Genomic DNA, 17,730 nt, shown 5'->3' with positions numbered 1-17,730 from the left:
CGGAGTTTGCGCGCAAACAGAAGATCCTGTGGTTTGCGCCATTCAACGCAGGTAGTTGTTGCGAAACAAGAACGCTTGTGCCGCACCTCACCCGTAGAAGCTGGCGTACACTCTATGTCTCCGAAGCAGGCTCAGATGAGCATGAAGGGTGTGCAGCAATGAAATTCGCCTCCTACTGGCATGAAACCTCCGTTCCATTCGCCGGGGGCGTGGTCGGGCCTGTCTCAGGTGACTTCGAGGTCGCGGTGATCGGTGCCGGCTTCACCGGCCTCAGTGCCGCGCGCAACCTCGCGAAGTCCGGGGTAAAAGTCGCTTTGCTCGAAGCCGAGCATGTCGGCTATGGCGCGTCTGGCCGTAATGGCGGGCACCTCAACAGCGGGCATTTCGCGAGCTTCAGTGCCGCCAGGCTCCAATTCGGGGAAATCCAGGCGCGCCGGTTGTGGCGGGCCTACGATGACTCGATCGACATGATCGAAGCGCTCATTGAGGAGGAAAAGATCGACTGCAACTTCCGCAGAGGCGGAAAACTCAAGCTCGCATCCAAGCCCTCTCACGTCGAGAAGCTGCAGGCGACGTGCGAAGAGATCCGCCGCGAGATCGACCCGTCGGCCGAATGGCTCACTCGTGAGGATCTTCGCAATGAGGTCCGTTCGGATGCATTCCACGGGGCGATCCTGTCTCCGAAATCCGCCATGATGCACATGGGCCGCTACGCCAATGGTGTGGCCGATGCCGCCCATCGTTATGGTGCGGCAATCTGGGAACGGAACCCTGTCATTGGCCGCGAGCGCGCAGCAAATGGATGGAGGCTGACAACACCGACCGGTTCGCTTACAGCTCGCCAGGTTATTCTGGCGACTGACGCCTATACATCTAGCGCGTTCGGCTATTTCTCCCGAAGGATGATGCCGATCGCTTCCTTCATCATCGCCACGCGCCCGCTCACCGAACAGGAGATTGCCGCCACTGTGCCGGGAAACCGCAACTTCACCAACTCGCTGAACATCGCGAACTATTTTCGCCTAACACCGGATAACCGGATGCTGTTCGGCGGTCGGGCGAGATTTTCGGCACAGTCGAACCAGAAGACCGACGTCAGCTCCGGTCAGCTCTTGCGCAAGCAACTGGTCGGCATATTTCCTCAGCTTGAGGGTGTCGAGATCGACTATTGCTGGGGCGGCCTCGTGGGATGCACCCAAGATCGTTATCCGCGGGCTGGCGGCGCCGACGGTGTGCTTTACAGCATGGGCTATTCGGGACACGGAGCTCAGCTGTCGACTTTGATGGGCAACGCCCTGGCCGATATGGCGATGGGGCGAAAGGATGCCAATCCGCTTGAGGGCATGGCGTGGCGCGCCGTGCCGATGCACACCGGCAAGCCTTGGTTCCTGCCGATTGTGGGTGCCTATTACCGGATGAAGGACATGCTTCCCTGAACCATGTTTGCGCCGCGTCAGAAGGCTCGTGGAGCTCCGCCCAGCGAAACGCACGAAGAAGCCACGGCAATGAGGCAGCGTGCTGCCCCCCGTCCGCAAGTCTTCCGCGTTTTTGCATACGTCTGAGCGGCGATGGAGTTCGCCCTACCCGTCTCTCTGCCGCGTTGATCCACATGACTCTGCAGTCGCAGCCCGATCCCACGGCCGTCGTGTTCGTCGACCGCTGCCGGCCATCTTCGTCGGGGGCTTTTGCACACAGGCGAGTTCCTGAGTTCGCCAAGCACAGAATATGCCAATACCGGCATTCTGTTCGGAAGTTCGTGCTGCCTCAGCAGCTGTTTTCGGCGACTCGCCTAGGACAGATACAGTCATAGTGACTGGCATCGGAGCGGCACCTGGAGGAGGTCGCTTGCTCCAGGGCCTCGACGGCAGTCCTATCGGCTCAGCGCCGCAGCTTTCGTCAAGGCAGTTTCGATCAAATACCGTAAGTGGAGGAATCGGCGTGAGCTTTGTGTACGAGCAACCCGTAACAGAAGCACCGTCAGTACCGTTCGATCATTGCCCTGGTGACGCAGTCGACGCTGCAGGCTGACATCCTTCGCCACAGACCAAGAAGGTCTGGCGGGGAATTAAAGCAGATGCTTACATAAGCGGCCGGTTTCTGGCCATTTGATGGATTGCGCAACCGCGAACGGCGCGCAAACCACGGCAGAAAAACCGGCGCCCCTAAAGAGGGAGGAGATCTCGATGGCCGCTAGCATCCAGGCTGTTTCCGTACACGACGCAGCGCTTTCGGTGCGTGGGCTGACAGTCGACTTGCCGAAAGGCATGGAGCGGACCCACGCCGTCGAGAACATCTCGTTTGATCTCAAGCGGGGCCAGATCCTGTGCATTATCGGCGAGTCCGGCTCAGGCAAGTCGGTAACGGCAAACACGATCATGGGGCTTCTGCCGAAGCTGATCCCCGTCTCGTCCGGTGCTATTCATCTCGATGGCACGGCCATCATCGGCGCACCGGCGAAAACACTGCGAGGACTGCGCGGCCGCGTCGTATCCATGATTTTCCAGGATCCGCTCTCGGCGCTTAACCCGCTGATGACGGTCGGCGAGCAGATTACCGAAGTCCTGACGGCACATGGTGTGGGCACGAAGGCGTCGCGGCGCAGCCGCGCCATCGAACTGCTGAGCGAAGTCGGTCTGCCCGATCCGGAGCTCATGTACTACCAGTATCCGTTCCGGCTTTCGGGCGGGCAACGCCAGCGCGTGATGATCGCCATGGCGCTGGCGCTCGAGCCCACGGTCCTGATCGCCGACGAACCGACCACGGCCCTCGACGTCACCACGCAGGCGCAGATCCTGAAGCTGATCCGAGACATTCAGCGCCGCAAGGGCATGAGCGTGATGTTCATTACCCATGACTTCGGTGTCGTGGCTGAGATCGCCGACAGTGTCGTGGTGATGGAAAAGGGCCGCGTTGTCGAGCAAGGCACCGCCGAGCAGGTTCTCAAATCCCCCACCCACCCCTACACCCAGCGCCTGATCGCCGCCGTCCCGCACCTGACTGGCGAGGATCGAGTCGTTCAGGAAAAGGCGAGCAACGAGACGATCCTGAAGGTCGAAGGATTGTCCAAGACTTATTGCAGCGGCAGTGCCCTGTTCGGCAGCCAGCGTATCGTGCCGGCTGTCAAGGATGTTTCATTCGAACTGGCCGCAGGACGCACGCTCGGCGTTGTCGGCGAAAGCGGCTCCGGCAAGTCATCGCTCGGAAGGCTTTTGATCAAGCTGCAGGACAGCGATGGCGGCCGCATTCTGTTCGAGGGCCGCGACATCGCCAGGCTGTCGGAATCGGAATTCCGTCCGCTGCGGCCGCGGATCCAGATGATCTTCCAGGATCCCTTCGCGTCGCTCAATCCGCGTTCGACTATAGGACAAATCCTGACCGTAGGCCCCGTCGCGCACGGCATGCCCTACGCTCAGGCGCGTGAGGAGGCGCGGGGGCTGCTGGCCCGTGTCGGTCTCGATGCCGGCGCCTTCGGACGTTATCCGCACGAGTTTTCCGGTGGGCAACGCCAGCGCATCGGCATCGCCCGGGCCTTGATGTTCAAGCCCAAGCTGTTGATTGCCGACGAGGCAGTCTCTGCGCTCGACGTCTCTATCCAGGCCCAGATCCTCAAGCTGCTAGACCAGATCCAGCGGGAAACCGGCGTGTCGATGATTTTCATCACCCATGATCTGCGCGTCGCAAGCCAGATCTGCGACGAAATTGCGGTGATGCAAAAAGGGCGGATCGTCGAGCACGGCCCGCCGTCCCAAATCTTTCTGAACCCGCAATCGGCGTACACGCGCGAGCTGGTGACCGCGATTCCCGGGGAGCGACCGAGGAGCACCCGGCCGGCTGCTGCGAACGTTTAAGAGCCGCCGACCTTCATTTTGTCACTAGGGAGGAGACATCATGACTAAAGATCATACGACCACATCGACCTATTCGCGACGCGACGCGCTACGCTTAATGGCAGCAGGCGGCGTTGCGTGCTTTGCCGCACCAAACTTGCTCGGCAAGCCCGCCTTTGCCGAAACCGCAAACCCGACCGGCCGCGTCGTGGTGGGACTTTCGCAGGAACCCACCGTCTTCAATCCGCTGATGGCACATATCGAAGTCGACGACGCGGTCCATTTCTCCCTGTTCGACGCCCTTTTCCGCATGGATCCCAAGGGTGTTCTCCAGCCCAATCTTGCTGCCGAAGTGCCCACACAGAAGAACGGCGGCATCTCGGAGGACGGTCTGAAGTGGCGCGTCCGCCTGCGTGACGACGTTCGCTGGCACGACGGTAAGCCCTTCACCGCCGAGGATGTTAAGTTCACGCTTGAACTCATCACCAACCCGAAATTCCGCGCTTGGCGCACGGGTGGGCATTCCCTGGTGCGTGACGTCACGGTGGTCTCGCCGACTGAGATCACCTGGCGCATGGAGGAGGCTTTCGCGCCCTACCTGTCGTTCCTCGCCGAAACCTTCATGGTGCCCAAGCACATTCTGGAGAAAGAGGCCGATCCCAACGCTGCCGCCTTCAACCAGGCGCCTGTCGGCACCGGTGCATTCAAATGGGCGCAGCGCGTTGCCGGCGACCATCTCGAGCTCGTCGCCAACCCTGAATACTTCGGGGACGGCCCCTATGTCGAGCGGCTCGTATTCAAGTACATCCCTGACATGACGGTGCTCTACACCCAGTTCAAGAGTGGCGACATCGATGTTGTCGACCAGGCATACATTACCGCCGACCACTACGAGGAAGCGAGCAAATTGCCGGGCCGTGTGGTGACTCTGGAGCCCGGGGCATCGCTCGAGTCGATCTATCTCAATCTTGAGAAGCCGCAATTCAAAGACCCGGCGGTGCGCAAGGCGCTCTATGCCGCGATGGACAGGAACGCGATTATCGACGCGATCTACTTCGGTGTCGGCACCCTCACCGAAACCTTCATGCCGAAGGAGTCCTACTATTACAATCCGAACCTGCCGGCACAGGAGTTCAATCTCGACCTGGCGCGCAAGATCCTCGACGAAGCGGGCTGGGTGCCGGGATCGGATGGAATACGTGCGAAGGATGGGGTGCGGCTGTCCTTCGCCAATGCGACCACGGCAGGGAACAATCTGCGTGAACAGGTGCAGCAGTTCCTGCAGCAAACCTTTGCAGAAATCGGCGTCGAGATGACCATTTCGAATCTGCCGGCGGCCGTCATGTGGGGCGAATTCTGGCTCAAGTCGCAATTCGACTCGGCGATCGCCGGTGTCACCTATCTCATTGCGGCGGATCCGGACGCCACCAACCGCCTACACACCGGCGCAATTGCCGCGAAGGGCGGGAAGGGTTCGAACACAGGCCAGTACTCCAATCCGGAGGTCGATGCGCTGCTCGAAAAAGGTGCCCGCACCTTTGATCCGGAGGAACGGCGGGCGATCTACAACCGTGTCCAGGAAATCGTCCGTGAGGACCTGCCGTTCCTGCCGCTGTTTGCCTACACAAACGTGCTGGGGCGCAAGGAAGGGCTGGAGGGCTTCGAGCCCAACGCCAACACCCGCACCGCTTCGTGGCATGCCACAACATGGCGTTGGCAGAGCTGACCTAAAGCGGCCGCCGCCGCTTGCGGCGGCCATTCATTGACGCTGTCATGAAGGAGGAGAGCCAATGCGCGGCTTCCTGCTCAATCGCCTTTCACAGAGCCTCGTCCTGCTCTTGATCGTTTCGGTCATCGGGTTCGTCGTCCTGAATCTCATTCCGGGCGGCCCCCTGGCGCAATTCGGGCTTGATCCCAGCATGACCCAGGACGATCTCGATCGGCTGAGGGAGCAGCTGGGGCTCAACCGCCCGCTGTGGATGCAATATCTGGACTGGGCCTGGCGCCTCGTACAGGGCGACTGGGGTCACTCCTTCCGCGACGGCGCGCCGGTCCTGGATGTGATTGGCCGTCACCTCGTTGCAACGCTGTTGTTGATGGGTTCATCCACCGTCATCGCGATCGCCATAGGTACGTGGATCGGCATTCGTGGCGCCACGCACCGCTATTCGGTTTTCGACTATCTGGCGACGGTCGGCGCGATGGTGGCCTTGTCGATCCCGACCTTCTGGTTCGGGCTGGTCGGCATCTACGTCTTTTCGCTCCGGTTGGGCTGGCTGCCGGCCGGCAACATGTACACGATAGGCGACGGCTCGGCCCTGAATTATCTCCATCACCTAATCATGCCGAGCATTGTGTTGGCGCTGGTGCATGTCGCCATCTGGAGCCGCTACATGCGCACGGCGACACTTGATGTCATCAGTCAGGAATTCGTCAAGACCGCCCGCGCCAAGGGGCTGAGCGAGCGCCGGATCCTGATGAAGCACGTCGTCGGCAATGCGCTGCTGCCAATGATCACGCTGGCGGGAATGCAGCTTCCGAGCGTCCTGACCGGCGCTCTGGTCACCGAGACCGTTTTTACCTGGCCGGGAATGGGCCGGCTGTTTCTCGATAGTCTCGGATACAGCGACTATCCGGTGGTAATGGGACTGCTCATGTTCTCGGCAATACTTGTGGTGCTGTGCAACCTGGTCGCCGACATCGTCGTCGCCATCATCGATCCCCGTATCCGTCTGAGTTAAGCGCCATGAACGCTCAACAGGAGGCCGCCGTTATGACCGCCATCGTCGCAAATTCACGCCAGGAGCGTTGGTGGAACAGCCGAACCGCACACCGCTTCATGAGCCACCATCTGGCCCTCATCGGGATGGTGATGATCGCCGTCCTGACGCTGGCGTGCGTCTTGGGCCCGTACCTGCTGCCCTATGATTCACTCCATATCGATCTGCGTGCACGCTTTGCTCCGCCGTTCACCGGCCACCACTATCTGGGCACCGATCCATTGGGTCGTGATTTGGCGGCGCGGCTGTTCATGGCGGGACGGATTTCCCTGCTGGTCGGTTTCTCCGCGATGCTGTTGTCGACGCTGATCGGAACCCTTGTCGGCGTGCTCGCGGGCTACCGGGGCGGCTGGCTCGGCACGACGCTGATGCGCACGGTGGATGGATTTCTGTCGTTTCCGTCGATCTTCCTGGTGCTGGCGCTTTCCGCAGCCCTGAAGCCCAGCCCCATGATGATTACCGTCGTCATCGCAGCCACCAGCTGGATGGAAGTGGCCCGGATCGTCGAGGCCGAGGTCCGCTCCCTTCGCGAGCGCGAATTCGTTCAGGCCGGTCGCATGCTGGGGTTGAGCGGAACGCATATCATGTTCCGCGAGATCCTTCCCAATGCGATGGGCCCGATCATCGTCGCGGCCACCCTGACCGTCGCCCGCGCCATTCTCATGGAGGCGTATGTCAGCTTTCTCGGCTATGGAATTCAGCCGCCGCTGCCCAGTTGGGGCAACATGCTGAACGGCGCGCAGCAATATCTGGGCACCGCGCCCTGGCTGGCGATCATTCCCGGTGCCGCCATTACCATCGCGGTCACCAGCTTCAACTTCATCGGCGATGGGCTGCGGGATGCGCTCGATGTTCGCGGTGATCACACCTGACGGAAATGGTCGGTCGTACGTCGCCTGTCATTTCGTCAGCAACCCCGGACGCAACGAGAAGTTAGTACCATGGAAGAATCCGGAATTGCAGACAAGAACACCCCCTACTGGTGGGAGGAGGCACCCGTCAGACCGTTGCCGCGACAGCCGCTGGCCAAGAAGCTCGACGTGGCGATCATAGGCGCCGGATACGCCGGGCTGTCGGCGGGGCTCGTTCTGGCGCGCGAGCGGCGTTCGGTTGCCGCCTTCGATGCGATGAACTCGGGCGAGGGGGCCTCGACGCGCAATGGCGGAATCACCAGCGGAAGCATTCGACCAGATTACGCCACGATCACCCGGCGCTTCGGCGAAGAGAAGGCCATTGCAATCGAGGCCGAGGGCAAGGTCGCCCGCGAATTCCTTTATGATTTCATCAAGACCGAAGGGCTCGAGTGCGACTTTCAGCTGGTCGGCCAATTCAAGGGCGTAATCGGATACGACGATTACGAGAAGACGGCCCGGAGTGCCGAAGTACTGGCGAAAAGACTGGGGATCGACGCCTATGCGGTGCCGTATTCGGAACAGCGCAATTACATCGGCACGGATTTCTACCGCGGCGGCATGGTCCGGATGGATATCGGTGGGCTGCACCCGGCCAAGTTTCACGCTGAACTCCTGCGGGTGGCGCTGGCTTCGGGACTGACCGTCCATGCAGGTACACGCGTAACTTCGGTAGAGAGGGATGGCTCCGAATTCCGTGTCGTGACCGAAGCCGGCACAGTGCAGGCCCGCCAGGTTCTGGTCTGCACAGACGGCTATACCGACGGCGCGGTTCCCTTCTTGCGCCGCCGGCTTGTCCCGGTGCGCAGCCGGATCATTGTCACCGAGGAGCTCGCGCCAGAAGTGATGGCGCAGCTGATGCCAAGGCGGATGATGATGATCGAGGGCCGGCAGCTTGGGTTCTACTACCGCCCGACGCCCGACGGCAAACGCATTCTGTTGGGAGGGCGCGACAGTTCGCGCGTAGGCGATCCGGCTGCGCCAAAGCTGTTTCTGCGACGGGGCCTGATCAACCTTTTCCCGGAACTGGAAAACGTGCGCCTGTCGCACACCTGGTTTGGCAATGTCGCCATGCACCGCGATATGCTGCCCCGCATCTTCGAAAAGGATGGTGTGGTCTATGCGACCGGTTTCTGCGGTTCGGGCGTCGTCTGGGCGCCATGGATCGGAACGCGTGCGGCGCATAAGCTGCTAGGACATGGCGAGCAAGCGCGCACAGCCTTTGACTTCCGTCCTCCTGCCTTCATCCCCCTTTACCGTGGCAATCCGTGGTTTATGCCGGCGATCATTGAGGGCTATCGGATGCAGGACCGCATCGCCCTGTACCGCGCCCGCCGATGACAGCTTGACGGGACAGTGGATCGCTTGCTGCTGCCTTCTGACCTCGGTGGAAGATCAAGGCGAGCACGCAGTGGCAACTTCAGTCGTTCGATCTTAGCTCGAGTATTTCGACACACCGGCCTCACCCTTTGTGGATGGCCAAGATCGCGAGTTGGGGGCGCGAGCGCGATCGGCGGGTGAGCCTCTCATAGAAGTCTTGGGGATTCCGCGGATCCCTGCATTGCCAATGCCAGATCCTCGGGAGACATATCTTTAATAGCGGATAGCTCCGCCCGTTTTGTTCAAACGGCAGCCATTACTGTTCAAAGCGCGCCGATCACCGGTAAGTGTGATGGTGACCAGCCGGACCTTTCGCGAGACCGGTGTCGTTCCAATCGAGGGGGATCGAAAGTGCGGGCGGAACGCCCGCACTTTTCGCTCAGAGACCGAAGACGCCTGGCAGACCGGAGATATCTTTAATCTCCACATAGCCGTAATAGGGATTGGCCGGTTCGTGGCCGCGGTTGACCCAGACCTTGTTCTTGATGCCGATATCGTGCGCCGACATGTGGTCGTAGCGGAAGGAGGACGAGCAGTGCACGACGTCTTCCGGGCCGCAGCCGAGCATGTCGAACAGGTATTCGAACGCCTGGAGGCGCGGCTTGTAGGCCTGCGCCTGTTCGGCCGTATAGACCGCGTGGAACGGCGCGCCGAGCTTTTCGACATTCGACATGATCTGCGAATTCATCGCATTCGAGAGAATCACCAGCGGGATCTCCTTGGCGACCTTGGCAAGGCCGGCCGGCACGTCCGCATGTGGGCCCCAGGTCGGCACCCGCTCATAGACCATGCGGGCGGCTTCCTCATGGAATTTGATGCCGTTGCGCTTGCAGGTCCGCTCGATCGAATTGTGCACCACCTCGGCATAGGGCTTCCAATCTCCCAGGACTTCATCGAGGCGATAGGCGGCGAAATTTCTGATGAACTCGGCCATGCGTGGCTCGTCCAGCTGCTCGCCGTAAAGGTCGCGCGCCGCCTCGGCCATTTGGAAGTTGGTCAGCGTGCCGTAGCAGTCGAAGGTGACGTATTTCGGACGGAAGGTTGTCATGTACATATCCTTTGAAAAAATGGAGCGGGCATGTGTTATGATGATACGGGCGGCTCGGCTCCTCGGGTCGCCTGAATCTGGCGGCGCTAGAAGCAGATTGTGTCGTATGCAGAGGCGGCTTTGGCAGATGCTTGCGGAGCTGCATCGGGGCGTCGGACGCAGAGAGCCGGCGAGACATGCGCCGCCGTCACTCACTGATATCCAGATCGCGACTACGCCAATGAAGCGACGCTTTCGGCCGCTTGGCTTTGCCGCACCCGCGCAAGCGGCACGGCTGGCTATAGGTGACCGCGGCTCACAACTCTAGCCGTCTCATGCGGTTGACCTGGGGGGTGCGGCACTGCCGCTCGCGCTCGCGGCATTCCTCAACGCCACTTTGGACGTCCTGCCGCTGCTTGAGGAACTCACGGGTCACTGGAGGAGCTGTCGCCGAGGATGCTATCATGAGCAGACAAATTCGTCCTCCATAGCCGGGATCAGCGGCGACTTGGCTGTTCAAACTCACCGGAACTGTGCAAACGATCTCCTATGCCGCAGAAGATGCGGTTCCCGATGAAGCCAAAGCGATAAGATACCGCGAACAAAGCAGCCTTCAGATGATATGTCAGAGGTCACTCCTCCACACTTCCACGCAGGAAGTGAGGAGCCATGCAGACAAGTCAGATCGGCGTTGCCGCGTTTCGGCCCAAACATTTGGATGCAGCCGTAAGCCTGTCGAGCCAGCTAGGTTGGCCGCATAGGCCGGAAGACTGGCAGATGGCGCTCGCTTTAAGCAAGGGCGTTGTCGCGATCGAGCACGAGCGGGTGGTCGGCACCGTGCTCGTCACGTGCTACAAGGAAGATGGCGCTACGATCAACATGGTCATCGTCGATGAGGCGATGCGCGGCCGCGGGCTCGGCCGCAGGCTGATGGATGAAGCCCTGCGGCTTGCCGGCGATCGGCCGCTCCGGCTGGTGGCGACCTCCGAGGGCCTGCCACTTTATGAGAAGCTCGGCTTTCAGGAGACCGGTCGCATACTGCAGCACCAGGGTGTGGTTGGAGAGATCGCCGCGCCAGCAGAAGCCGAGCCTGCATCCGCCGCTGACATGACCGCCATCGGCGACCTCGATAGGCTCGCCTTTGGCGCCGACCGTGGCGATCTGTTCTCCTGCCTTTCAAAGGTCGGCGAGTTTGCGGTGGTCCGCCGGGAAAGACGGGTCGCCGGCTTTGCGGTCGTCCGCCCCTTCGGCAGAGGCGAGGTGATCGGTCCAGTCGTCGCCGACAATCTGGAGGATGCAAAGGCGCTCGTCGCGCATTTCATCGCCCTGCGGCCCGGCCGATTCCTCAGGGTGGACACCACCGCCGCCGCCGGCCTGTCCGGCTGGCTTGCCGAACAGGGGCTCGCCCATGTCGGCGACGGCGTCGCAATGATGAAACCACCGGTCGAACCTGCCCAGACCGTTCCCACCATCTTTGCCCTCGCCAACCAGGCGCTGGGCTGACCCCGGAGATATCCATGTACAGCAATTCCCTCATCGAACTCGACCGCGCCCATCTGATCCACCCGGTCGCCTCCTATCGCGGCCATGAGAAGCTCGGCGTACGCGTGCTCGCCTCTGCCAAGGGCGCGACGGTCACCGACGCATCTGGCAAACAACTCGTCGACGGCTTCGCAGGCCTATGGTGCGTGAACGCGGGTTATGGCCACGAAACGATCATCGAGGCGGCTACCCGTCAGATGCGCGAACTTCCTTATGCGACGACCTATTTCGGGCTTGGTTCCGAGCCGGCGATCCGGCTCGCCGCCGCCTTGGCCGAGCGCGCACCAGGCGATCTCAACCATGTCTATTTCACCCTTGGCGGCTCCGATGCGGTCGATAGCACGATCCGCTTCATCCGCTATTATTGGATCGCGCGCGGCGAGCCGCAGCGCGACCAGTTCATTTCGGTCGAGCAGGGCTATCACGGTTCATCGACCGTTGGCGCCGGCTTGACGGCGCTTCCCCTCTTTCATGCGGGCTTCGGCATCCCCTTCGACTGGCAGCACAAGATCCCGTCGCACTACATCTACCGCAATCCCGTGGGCGAGGATCCACAGGCAATCATCAATGCCTCCCTTGCTGCCCTGCGCCGCAAGGTCGAGGAGATCGGTCCCGAGCGCGTCGCCGCCTTCTATGCCGAGCCGATCCAGGGTTCCGGCGGCGTGCTGGTGCCGCCGAAGGGCTGGATGAAGGCAATGCGTGAGCTCTGCCGCGAACTGGGCATCCTGTTCGTCGCCGACGAAGTGATCACCGGATTTGGCCGCACCGGCCCGCTCTTCGCATGCCAGGACGACGAGATCGTGCCGGACTTCATCACCACGGCGAAGGGCCTCACCTCCGCCTATGTGCCCATGGGCGCGGTGTTCATGGCCGACCACGTCTACCAGACGATCGCAGATGGTGCCGGTGCCGCCGCCGTCGGTCACGGCTATACCTACTCGGCCCATCCGGTGAGCGCCGCCGTCGCGCTCGAGGTCCTGAAGCTCTATGAGGAAGGACTTCTGGACAACGGACGCAAGGCGGGCGCTCGGCTGATGGCGGGCCTCGAAAGCCTCAAGGAGCACCCGCTCGTCGGCGATGTGCGCGGCCGTGGCATGCTGGCCGCGGTCGAAATGGTGGTCGATAAGGAGAAGAAAACCCCGCTGCCGGCCGCCGCCGACCCGGCGCGCCGTGTCTTCGATCGCGCCTGGGAGAACGGCCTCATCATTCGCGCCTTCGCCAACGGCGTCCTCGGCTACGCGCCGCCGCTCTGCTGCACCGACGCCGACGTCGATGCCATCGTCGAACGTACCCGCAGGACACTCGACCAGACCCTCGAAGACCCGGATGTCCGCGCTGCCGTGAAAGCCTGACGGGCGACCGTCGCGCATAGCGACGACGAACCGGCCATTGAACGCAAGCCGGTGCTAAGGCGCCGGCTTGCGCGCCGAGAATGCCTGCATAGGAGCTGCTGCGGATCAGAGCACGTTCGCCGATGGGACCACAACCGCGCTCCAATGAGGAGACAATGCACGTCCCCTCCCTCCCATCGTTGAAGGAACGGCGCGATTGGGCGGACACGAGCCGAGGACGCTCGAGCCAGGACGGAACGTCCCATGCAATGCTAAACCGGAAAAAGGCTGGTCAGCGGCATGTGTGCTTTGACAATCGGCGACTTCAAGACAACGAAGCTGTTGTATCTGTCGATGCCGACATCCATGTCAATCAGCCGCTCCATGATCGTCTGGTATTCGACGATACCGCCAGTGACGAACTTTAGAAGATAGTCGTAACCGCCAGACACCAGGTGGCACTCCACAACGGAGTCGACCTTCTCGATGGCGGCGAGAAAACGCGCGAAGTCTATGTGCCGGTGGTTCTTCAAAGTGATTTCGGTGAAAACCGTCAACGTCTGCCCGAGCTTGCCGACATTGATCTGTGCAGAATAGCCCTCGATATACCCTTCTGCTTGCAGCTTCTTCACCCGCATCAGACAGGGGCTCGCTGAGAGATTGACCAGCTCTGCGAGCTCGACATTGGTGATGCGGCCGTTCTTCTGCAATTCGGAGAGGATCTTGACGTCGATCCGGTCGAGTTTCATCGGGGCCCCCTCCGTTAGTTGCGAGGCTAACGACGCAGCACGTGACGCCGCGAGTGTCTCCGGTACCATGCTAGCACAGCGGCTGAAGTGTCGATTCGTTTCGCGCGGACCGGCAAAGCAGAAACAGCTGCCTGGGCCGCCGTTCACAGAATTTTCTGCTGAACGGTTCAAAAACCATCCGCAACGCTCAAACAGCGGCTCGTCTGTGCCCAAAGCAAACGGGTCTACGGCATCGTTGCCGCAGGACGAAGTGTTGATGAGAGACTACGGCCGAAACAGATTCGTCAACGGCATGTGCGCCTTGACCAGAGGAGATTTGAGCACGACGAAGCTGAAGTATTTGTCAATACCGATCTCCCTATCGATCAGCCGCTCCATTATCGTCTGGTATTCCTCAATTCCAGTGGTAACGAATTTCACAAGATAATCGTAGCCTCCCGAGACCAGGTGGCACTCGATTACCTGATCGACCTTCTCGATCGTAGCCAGGAAGCGGGCGAAGTCGATCTGGCGGTGGTTCTTCAGGGTGATTTCGGTGAAAACAGTCAGGGTCTCCCCCAGCTTTCCAATATTGATCCGCGCCGAATAACCCTCGATATAGCCCTCAGTCTGCAGCTTTTTTACGCGCATCAAACAGGGGCTCGGCGAAAGATTGACTATCTCCGAAAGCTCGACATTCGTCATTCGGCCATTCTTCTGCAACGCGTTGAGAATCTTGATGTCGATCCGATCAAGTTTCATGGGCTAGCTCCCGCTGATGAGGATGGCGCGGATGTCGTTGACATTGGTCAGAGTCGGGCCAGTGACCACGAGATCCCCGATCGCCTGGAAGGCCGTATAGCTGTCGTGGTGCGCGAGCATCTTCTTCGGATCGAAACCGCACCGGTGCATGCGCACGAGTGTGTCCGGCGCGATGAGAGCGCCCGCAGTGTCTTCGACCCCATCGATGCCATCCGTGTCCCCAGCCAAGGCCCATATCCCGTCGCGCGCCTTCAAGGCGAGCGCCAGGCTCAATAGGAATTCGGTGTTGCGTCCCCCTTTACCGGCTGGACCCGACCCGATCGTGACCGTCGCTTCGCCCCCTGAGAGCAGGACAGCCGGGCCGTCCACCGGCAGCCCGCGGGCCTGTGACGAAAGCGCTATCCCGGCCATCATCCTACCCATTTCGCGCGCTTCGCCTTCAAGCGCATCACCCAGGATGAGCGGTCTCAATCCGAGGCTCGCCGCAGCTTCGGCGGCGGCGGCAAGCGCAAGATCAGGGGCCGCGACAACACGCACGTCCGGCTCCGGCTTCAAGCTCTTCGGCGTTTCTTCCCCTTGCTCGAGCACCCGAAGCGCAGACGCTGGCAAGACCAGCTTGTACCGCTTTACGACCTCGCGAGCTTCCTCGACCGTGGACGGATCTGCGACCGTCGGACCAGAGGCAATCTCGGCCGGATCGTCCCCAGGCACGTCGGAGATGACAAGGGTCAGCAGCCTGGCAGGCCGGGCGGCCAAGGCGAGCTGCCCGCCCTTGATGCGCGACAGATGTTTTCTGACCGCATTCATTTCCGATATTGTCGCACCGCTCGAAAGCAGTGCCTGGTTGACGGCCTGCTTGTCCCCAAGGCTCATCGCGCCGGCCGGCGCGACCACCAAGGCCGACCCCCCGCCCGAGATCAGGGCGATCACCAAGTCGTCAGGCGCGAGGCCCTGGACTGCTTTGAGCATTTTCGTCGATGCGACGAGGCTCATCTCATCCGGCACCGGATGAGCGGCTTCGATGATCTCGATGCGCCCGGCAGGAACGGCGTGGCCGTATCGCGTGACAACGACGCCCGTCAGAGTGACTTCCGGCCAGGACGCATTCAAAGCGGCGGCCATCGCGGCGGATGCCTTTCCGGCGCCGATCACGACACATCTACCCTTCGGCGGCGGCGGCAGATGCTGCGGGACGATCAACGCCGGGTCGGCACTGCCGACGGCAGCGTCAAAGATCCGGCGCAATGCCTTCCTTGCTTTCTGATCGTCCCACACCATCGTCGGCCACGTGTCCCTAGACGTTGGAGGAATGAATCGCGTCGCAGACGGCCCCGGTAACCTCCCGAGTCGTGGCGGTACCGCCTACGTCAGGGGTAAGGATTCCGGCGCCAGTGACCCGTTCGACAGCGCGCATCAGGCGGGCCGAAGCCTCCTGCTCGCCGAGGTGGTCGAGCATCTGGGCAGCCGTCCAGAAGGTGGCGACGGGGTTGGCGATGCCCTTACCGGTAATGTCGAAGGCTGAGCCATGGATCGGCTCGAACATCGAGGGGAAGCGACGCTCCGGATCGATATTCGCCGTCGGTGCGACCCCGAGGCTGCCAGCAAGCGCGCCAGCGAGATCGGAGAGGATGTCGGCGTGCAGATTGGTTGCCACGATGGTGTCGAGGCTCTGCGGCTTGAGCGTCATCCGGACCGTCATCGCATCGACCAGCATCTTGTCCCAGGTCACGTCCGGGAATTCCTCCGCCACCTCAGCGGCGATCTCGTCCCACATGACCATGCCATGGCGCTGGGCATTCGACTTCGTAACGACCGTGAGCAATTTGCGCGGGCGGGATTGGGCCAACTTGAAGGCATAGCGCATGATGCGGGTGACGCCGACGCGGGTGAAGATGGCAACCTCGGTTCCTACCTCCTCGGGCAGGCCGCGGTGGGCGCGGCCGCCATGGCCAGAATATTCGCCTTCGGAGTTTTCACGCACGATCACCCAGTCGAGGTCGCCGCGGCCGCAATTGCGTAAGGGAGGGGTTATGCCAGGCAGAATCTTGGTTGGCCGGACGTTGGCGTACTGGTCAAAACCCTGGCAGATCGGCAATCTGAGTCCCCAAAGGGTAATGTGGTCTGGGACATCCGGTGCTCCGACGGCGCCGAAATAAATCGCGTCGAATTTCTTGAGCTGCTCCAGCCCGTCCAACGGCATCATCACACCGTGCTTCTTGTAGTAGTCGGACCCCCAGTCGAAATTTTCGACGGTGAATTTGACGTCGCCGAGCCGCTTCTCGAGGTTCGCAAGAACTGTCCGGCCGGCAGCGATAACCTCAGGTCCGATGCCGTCGGCGGGTATGGTTGCGATGGAATATTCACGCATCAACTTCTCCTTGAGCTGGGCTTCTCTCGACCGTAATCCGGCCAAATCGGTTTCCTCAATGGATAAAAGATTATATAAACAAGCGATATAATCTTGGGGGGTACGGCAATTGGAACTGGAACAGTTGAGATGCTTTGTGGCCGTGGCGGAGGAACTTCATTTCGGTAGGGCGGCCCAAAAGTTGGGACTGCTTCCCGCTTCACTCGGTCGGCATGTGCGGTTGTTGGAAGAATCTCTCGGGAGCCAGTTGCTCAGCCGAACGACACGTAGCGTCGCTTTGACCGAGGACGGCGTCGCGCTTCTGGAAGCGGCGCGGCCGATCCTGGCACGGTTAGATGGCCTGGCGGAGCGATTTCGAGCCAGTCAACGCCGACGCACCCAAATCTTTCGCATCGGAGCGATCGACAGCGCGGCGGCTGGCCTGCTGCCGATGCTCCTCCAAGATTTTCGCGACGTCCTGCCGGATGTGACAACGCAGCTCTTCGAGGACAAATCCATCCGGCTCATCCCCAAGCTTTTGGCGGGTGGTCTGGACCTGGCATTCATCAGGCCGCGAGCCGGAATGAGCCGCAATCTTGTGGTGGAGCAGCTATTGTACGAAACAGCCGTCGTCGCCGTTCCGACCATGCATCGATTGGCCGAAAGGGGAAACGTTTCGGTCAGCGATTTGAAAGAGCAGCCGCTCATCGTGCCCGACAGAAGATCCAGGCCACATAGTTACGACCTGACGCTGATGCTTTTTGCGGAAGCTGGCCTGCACCCGCGCATTTCCCAGGTCGCGGACGAGAAGCAAACCATAGTGAGTATGGTCGCGGCCGGTATCGGTCTCGCGATAGTGCCTCGCTGGACGTCGACGCTTGCGGCCAGCGGGGTCCGGTTCTTGCCGCTGCAAGGAGAGGCGGGCGAACCGATGCAGAAACTCCCCCTGGCAGTGGCTTGGATGAAGGCGGTGCGCGATCCGAGCAGGGATGCGATGCTGAACCTGCTGCGGCGCAATCTGGCGAAGTACGCGGCGCTTGCATGATCGGGGAGGTCTCATCCAAGCTCGTCGCCCGGGTTCGGGAGAGCGCGATT

14 protein-coding genes are annotated in these 17,730 nt (G+C 61.2%); 9 read left to right on the top strand and 5 right to left on the bottom strand.

The genetic code is table 11. The features are described from left to right. Positions 1–158: 158 nt before the first annotated feature. The 6 genes from ATC00_RS18765 to ATC00_RS18740 all read left to right on the top strand — a co-directional run bounded on the left by ATC00_RS18765 (position 159) and on the right by ATC00_RS18740 (position 8,859). Entirely contained in the window at positions 159–1,436 is a 1,278-nt protein-coding gene (locus ATC00_RS18765) for an NAD(P)/FAD-dependent oxidoreductase (RefSeq protein WP_064253932.1), read from the top strand. 747 nt (positions 1,437–2,183) lie between these two features. After that, positions 2,184–3,848, top strand: a complete 1,665-nt coding sequence (locus ATC00_RS18760; RefSeq protein ID WP_064253931.1) for an ABC transporter ATP-binding protein — start codon at positions 2,184–2,186, stop codon at positions 3,846–3,848. A 40-nt stretch (positions 3,849–3,888) separates the two neighbouring features. Continuing rightward, complete coding sequence (locus ATC00_RS18755; RefSeq protein WP_064253930.1) at positions 3,889–5,553, top strand: peptide ABC transporter substrate-binding protein; 1,665 nt, start codon at positions 3,889–3,891, stop codon at positions 5,551–5,553. A 64-nt stretch (positions 5,554–5,617) separates the two neighbouring features. Continuing rightward, positions 5,618–6,568: an ABC transporter permease gene (locus tag ATC00_RS18750; RefSeq protein ID WP_064253929.1), complete on the top strand. Its 951-nt coding sequence runs from the start codon at positions 5,618–5,620 to the stop codon at positions 6,566–6,568. Between the two features lie 32 nt (positions 6,569–6,600). Then, positions 6,601–7,479 carry an ABC transporter permease gene (locus ATC00_RS18745; RefSeq protein ID WP_064253928.1) on the top strand — a complete coding sequence of 293 codons (879 nt, stop codon included), beginning with the start codon at positions 6,601–6,603 and terminating at the stop codon, positions 7,477–7,479. Positions 7,480–7,548: 69 nt separating this feature from the next. Continuing rightward, a complete protein-coding gene (locus ATC00_RS18740) occupies positions 7,549–8,859 on the top strand; it encodes an NAD(P)/FAD-dependent oxidoreductase (RefSeq protein WP_064253927.1) in 1,311 nt (436 codons plus the stop codon). Positions 8,860–9,277: 418 nt separating this feature from the next. Here the strand turns inward: ATC00_RS18740 and ATC00_RS18735 are convergent, their stop codons facing one another. Beyond that, on the bottom strand, positions 9,278–9,946 hold the full coding sequence (locus ATC00_RS18735; protein WP_064253926.1) for a haloacid dehalogenase type II: 669 nt from the start codon (positions 9,944–9,946) through the stop codon (positions 9,278–9,280). Positions 9,947–10,594: 648 nt separating this feature from the next. Between ATC00_RS18735 and ATC00_RS18730 the strand changes: the two genes are divergently transcribed. Further along, the gene (locus tag ATC00_RS18730) at positions 10,595–11,428 is read left to right on the top strand and encodes a GNAT family N-acetyltransferase (RefSeq protein WP_064253925.1); all 834 of its coding nucleotides are present in this window, start codon (positions 10,595–10,597) and stop codon (positions 11,426–11,428) included. Positions 11,429–11,442: 14 nt separating this feature from the next. Further along, the gene (locus ATC00_RS18725) at positions 11,443–12,819 is read left to right on the top strand and encodes an aspartate aminotransferase family protein (RefSeq protein WP_064253924.1); all 1,377 of its coding nucleotides are present in this window, start codon (positions 11,443–11,445) and stop codon (positions 12,817–12,819) included. Between the two features lie 251 nt (positions 12,820–13,070). On the opposite strand, the gene ATC00_RS18720 is transcribed toward ATC00_RS18725, so the two are convergent. The 4 genes from ATC00_RS18720 to ATC00_RS18705 form a co-directional block, all read right to left on the bottom strand. Next, positions 13,071–13,547 carry an Lrp/AsnC family transcriptional regulator gene (locus tag ATC00_RS18720; RefSeq protein WP_064253923.1) on the bottom strand — a complete coding sequence of 159 codons (477 nt, stop codon included), beginning with the start codon at positions 13,545–13,547 and terminating at the stop codon, positions 13,071–13,073. Positions 13,548–13,811: 264 nt separating this feature from the next. Next, positions 13,812–14,288, bottom strand: a complete 477-nt coding sequence (locus ATC00_RS18715; protein WP_064253922.1) for an Lrp/AsnC family transcriptional regulator — start codon at positions 14,286–14,288, stop codon at positions 13,812–13,814. A gap of 3 nt (positions 14,289–14,291) precedes the next feature. Continuing rightward, a complete protein-coding gene (locus tag ATC00_RS18710; protein ID WP_064253921.1) occupies positions 14,292–15,566 on the bottom strand; it encodes a glycerate kinase type-2 family protein in 1,275 nt (424 codons plus the stop codon). Between the two features lie 16 nt (positions 15,567–15,582). Then, entirely contained in the window at positions 15,583–16,656 is a 1,074-nt protein-coding gene (locus ATC00_RS18705; protein ID WP_064253920.1) for a tartrate dehydrogenase, read from the bottom strand. Between the two features lie 109 nt (positions 16,657–16,765). On the opposite strand from ATC00_RS18705, the gene ATC00_RS18700 reads away from it, so the two are divergent. Continuing rightward, complete coding sequence (locus tag ATC00_RS18700) at positions 16,766–17,680, top strand: LysR family transcriptional regulator (protein WP_064253919.1); 915 nt, start codon at positions 16,766–16,768, stop codon at positions 17,678–17,680. Positions 17,681–17,730 lie beyond the last annotated feature (50 nt).

This window comes from Sinorhizobium americanum (assembly GCF_001651855.1).
Classification (GTDB): domain Bacteria; phylum Pseudomonadota; class Alphaproteobacteria; order Rhizobiales; family Rhizobiaceae; genus Sinorhizobium; species Sinorhizobium americanum.
This window is presented reverse-complemented; position numbering and strand designations above follow the sequence as displayed.

What these genes read in the sequence shown, in the direction of transcription:
- ATC00_RS18765 (WP_064253932.1), top strand. Translation starts at nt 159, where the DNA reads ATGAAATTCGCCTCCTACTGGCATGAAACCTCCGTTCCATTCGCCGGG.
- ATC00_RS18760 (WP_064253931.1), top strand. Translation starts at nt 2,184, where the DNA reads ATGGCCGCTAGCATCCAGGCTGTTTCCGTACACGACGCAGCGCTTTCG.
- ATC00_RS18755 (WP_064253930.1), top strand. Translation starts at nt 3,889, where the DNA reads ATGACTAAAGATCATACGACCACATCGACCTATTCGCGACGCGACGCG.
- ATC00_RS18750 (WP_064253929.1), top strand. Translation starts at nt 5,618, where the DNA reads ATGCGCGGCTTCCTGCTCAATCGCCTTTCACAGAGCCTCGTCCTGCTC.
- ATC00_RS18745 (WP_064253928.1), top strand. Translation starts at nt 6,601, where the DNA reads ATGACCGCCATCGTCGCAAATTCACGCCAGGAGCGTTGGTGGAACAGC.
- ATC00_RS18740 (WP_064253927.1), top strand. Translation starts at nt 7,549, where the DNA reads ATGGAAGAATCCGGAATTGCAGACAAGAACACCCCCTACTGGTGGGAG.
- ATC00_RS18735 (WP_064253926.1), bottom strand. Translation starts at nt 9,946, where the DNA reads ATGACAACCTTCCGTCCGAAATACGTCACCTTCGACTGCTACGGCACG.
- ATC00_RS18730 (WP_064253925.1), top strand. Translation starts at nt 10,595, where the DNA reads ATGCAGACAAGTCAGATCGGCGTTGCCGCGTTTCGGCCCAAACATTTG.
- ATC00_RS18725 (WP_064253924.1), top strand. Translation starts at nt 11,443, where the DNA reads ATGTACAGCAATTCCCTCATCGAACTCGACCGCGCCCATCTGATCCAC.
- ATC00_RS18720 (WP_064253923.1), bottom strand. Translation starts at nt 13,547, where the DNA reads ATGAAACTCGACCGGATCGACGTCAAGATCCTCTCCGAATTGCAGAAG.
- ATC00_RS18715 (WP_064253922.1), bottom strand. Translation starts at nt 14,288, where the DNA reads ATGAAACTTGATCGGATCGACATCAAGATTCTCAACGCGTTGCAGAAG.
- ATC00_RS18710 (WP_064253921.1), bottom strand. Translation starts at nt 15,566, where the DNA reads ATGGTGTGGGACGATCAGAAAGCAAGGAAGGCATTGCGCCGGATCTTT.
- ATC00_RS18705 (WP_064253920.1), bottom strand. Translation starts at nt 16,656, where the DNA reads ATGCGTGAATATTCCATCGCAACCATACCCGCCGACGGCATCGGACCT.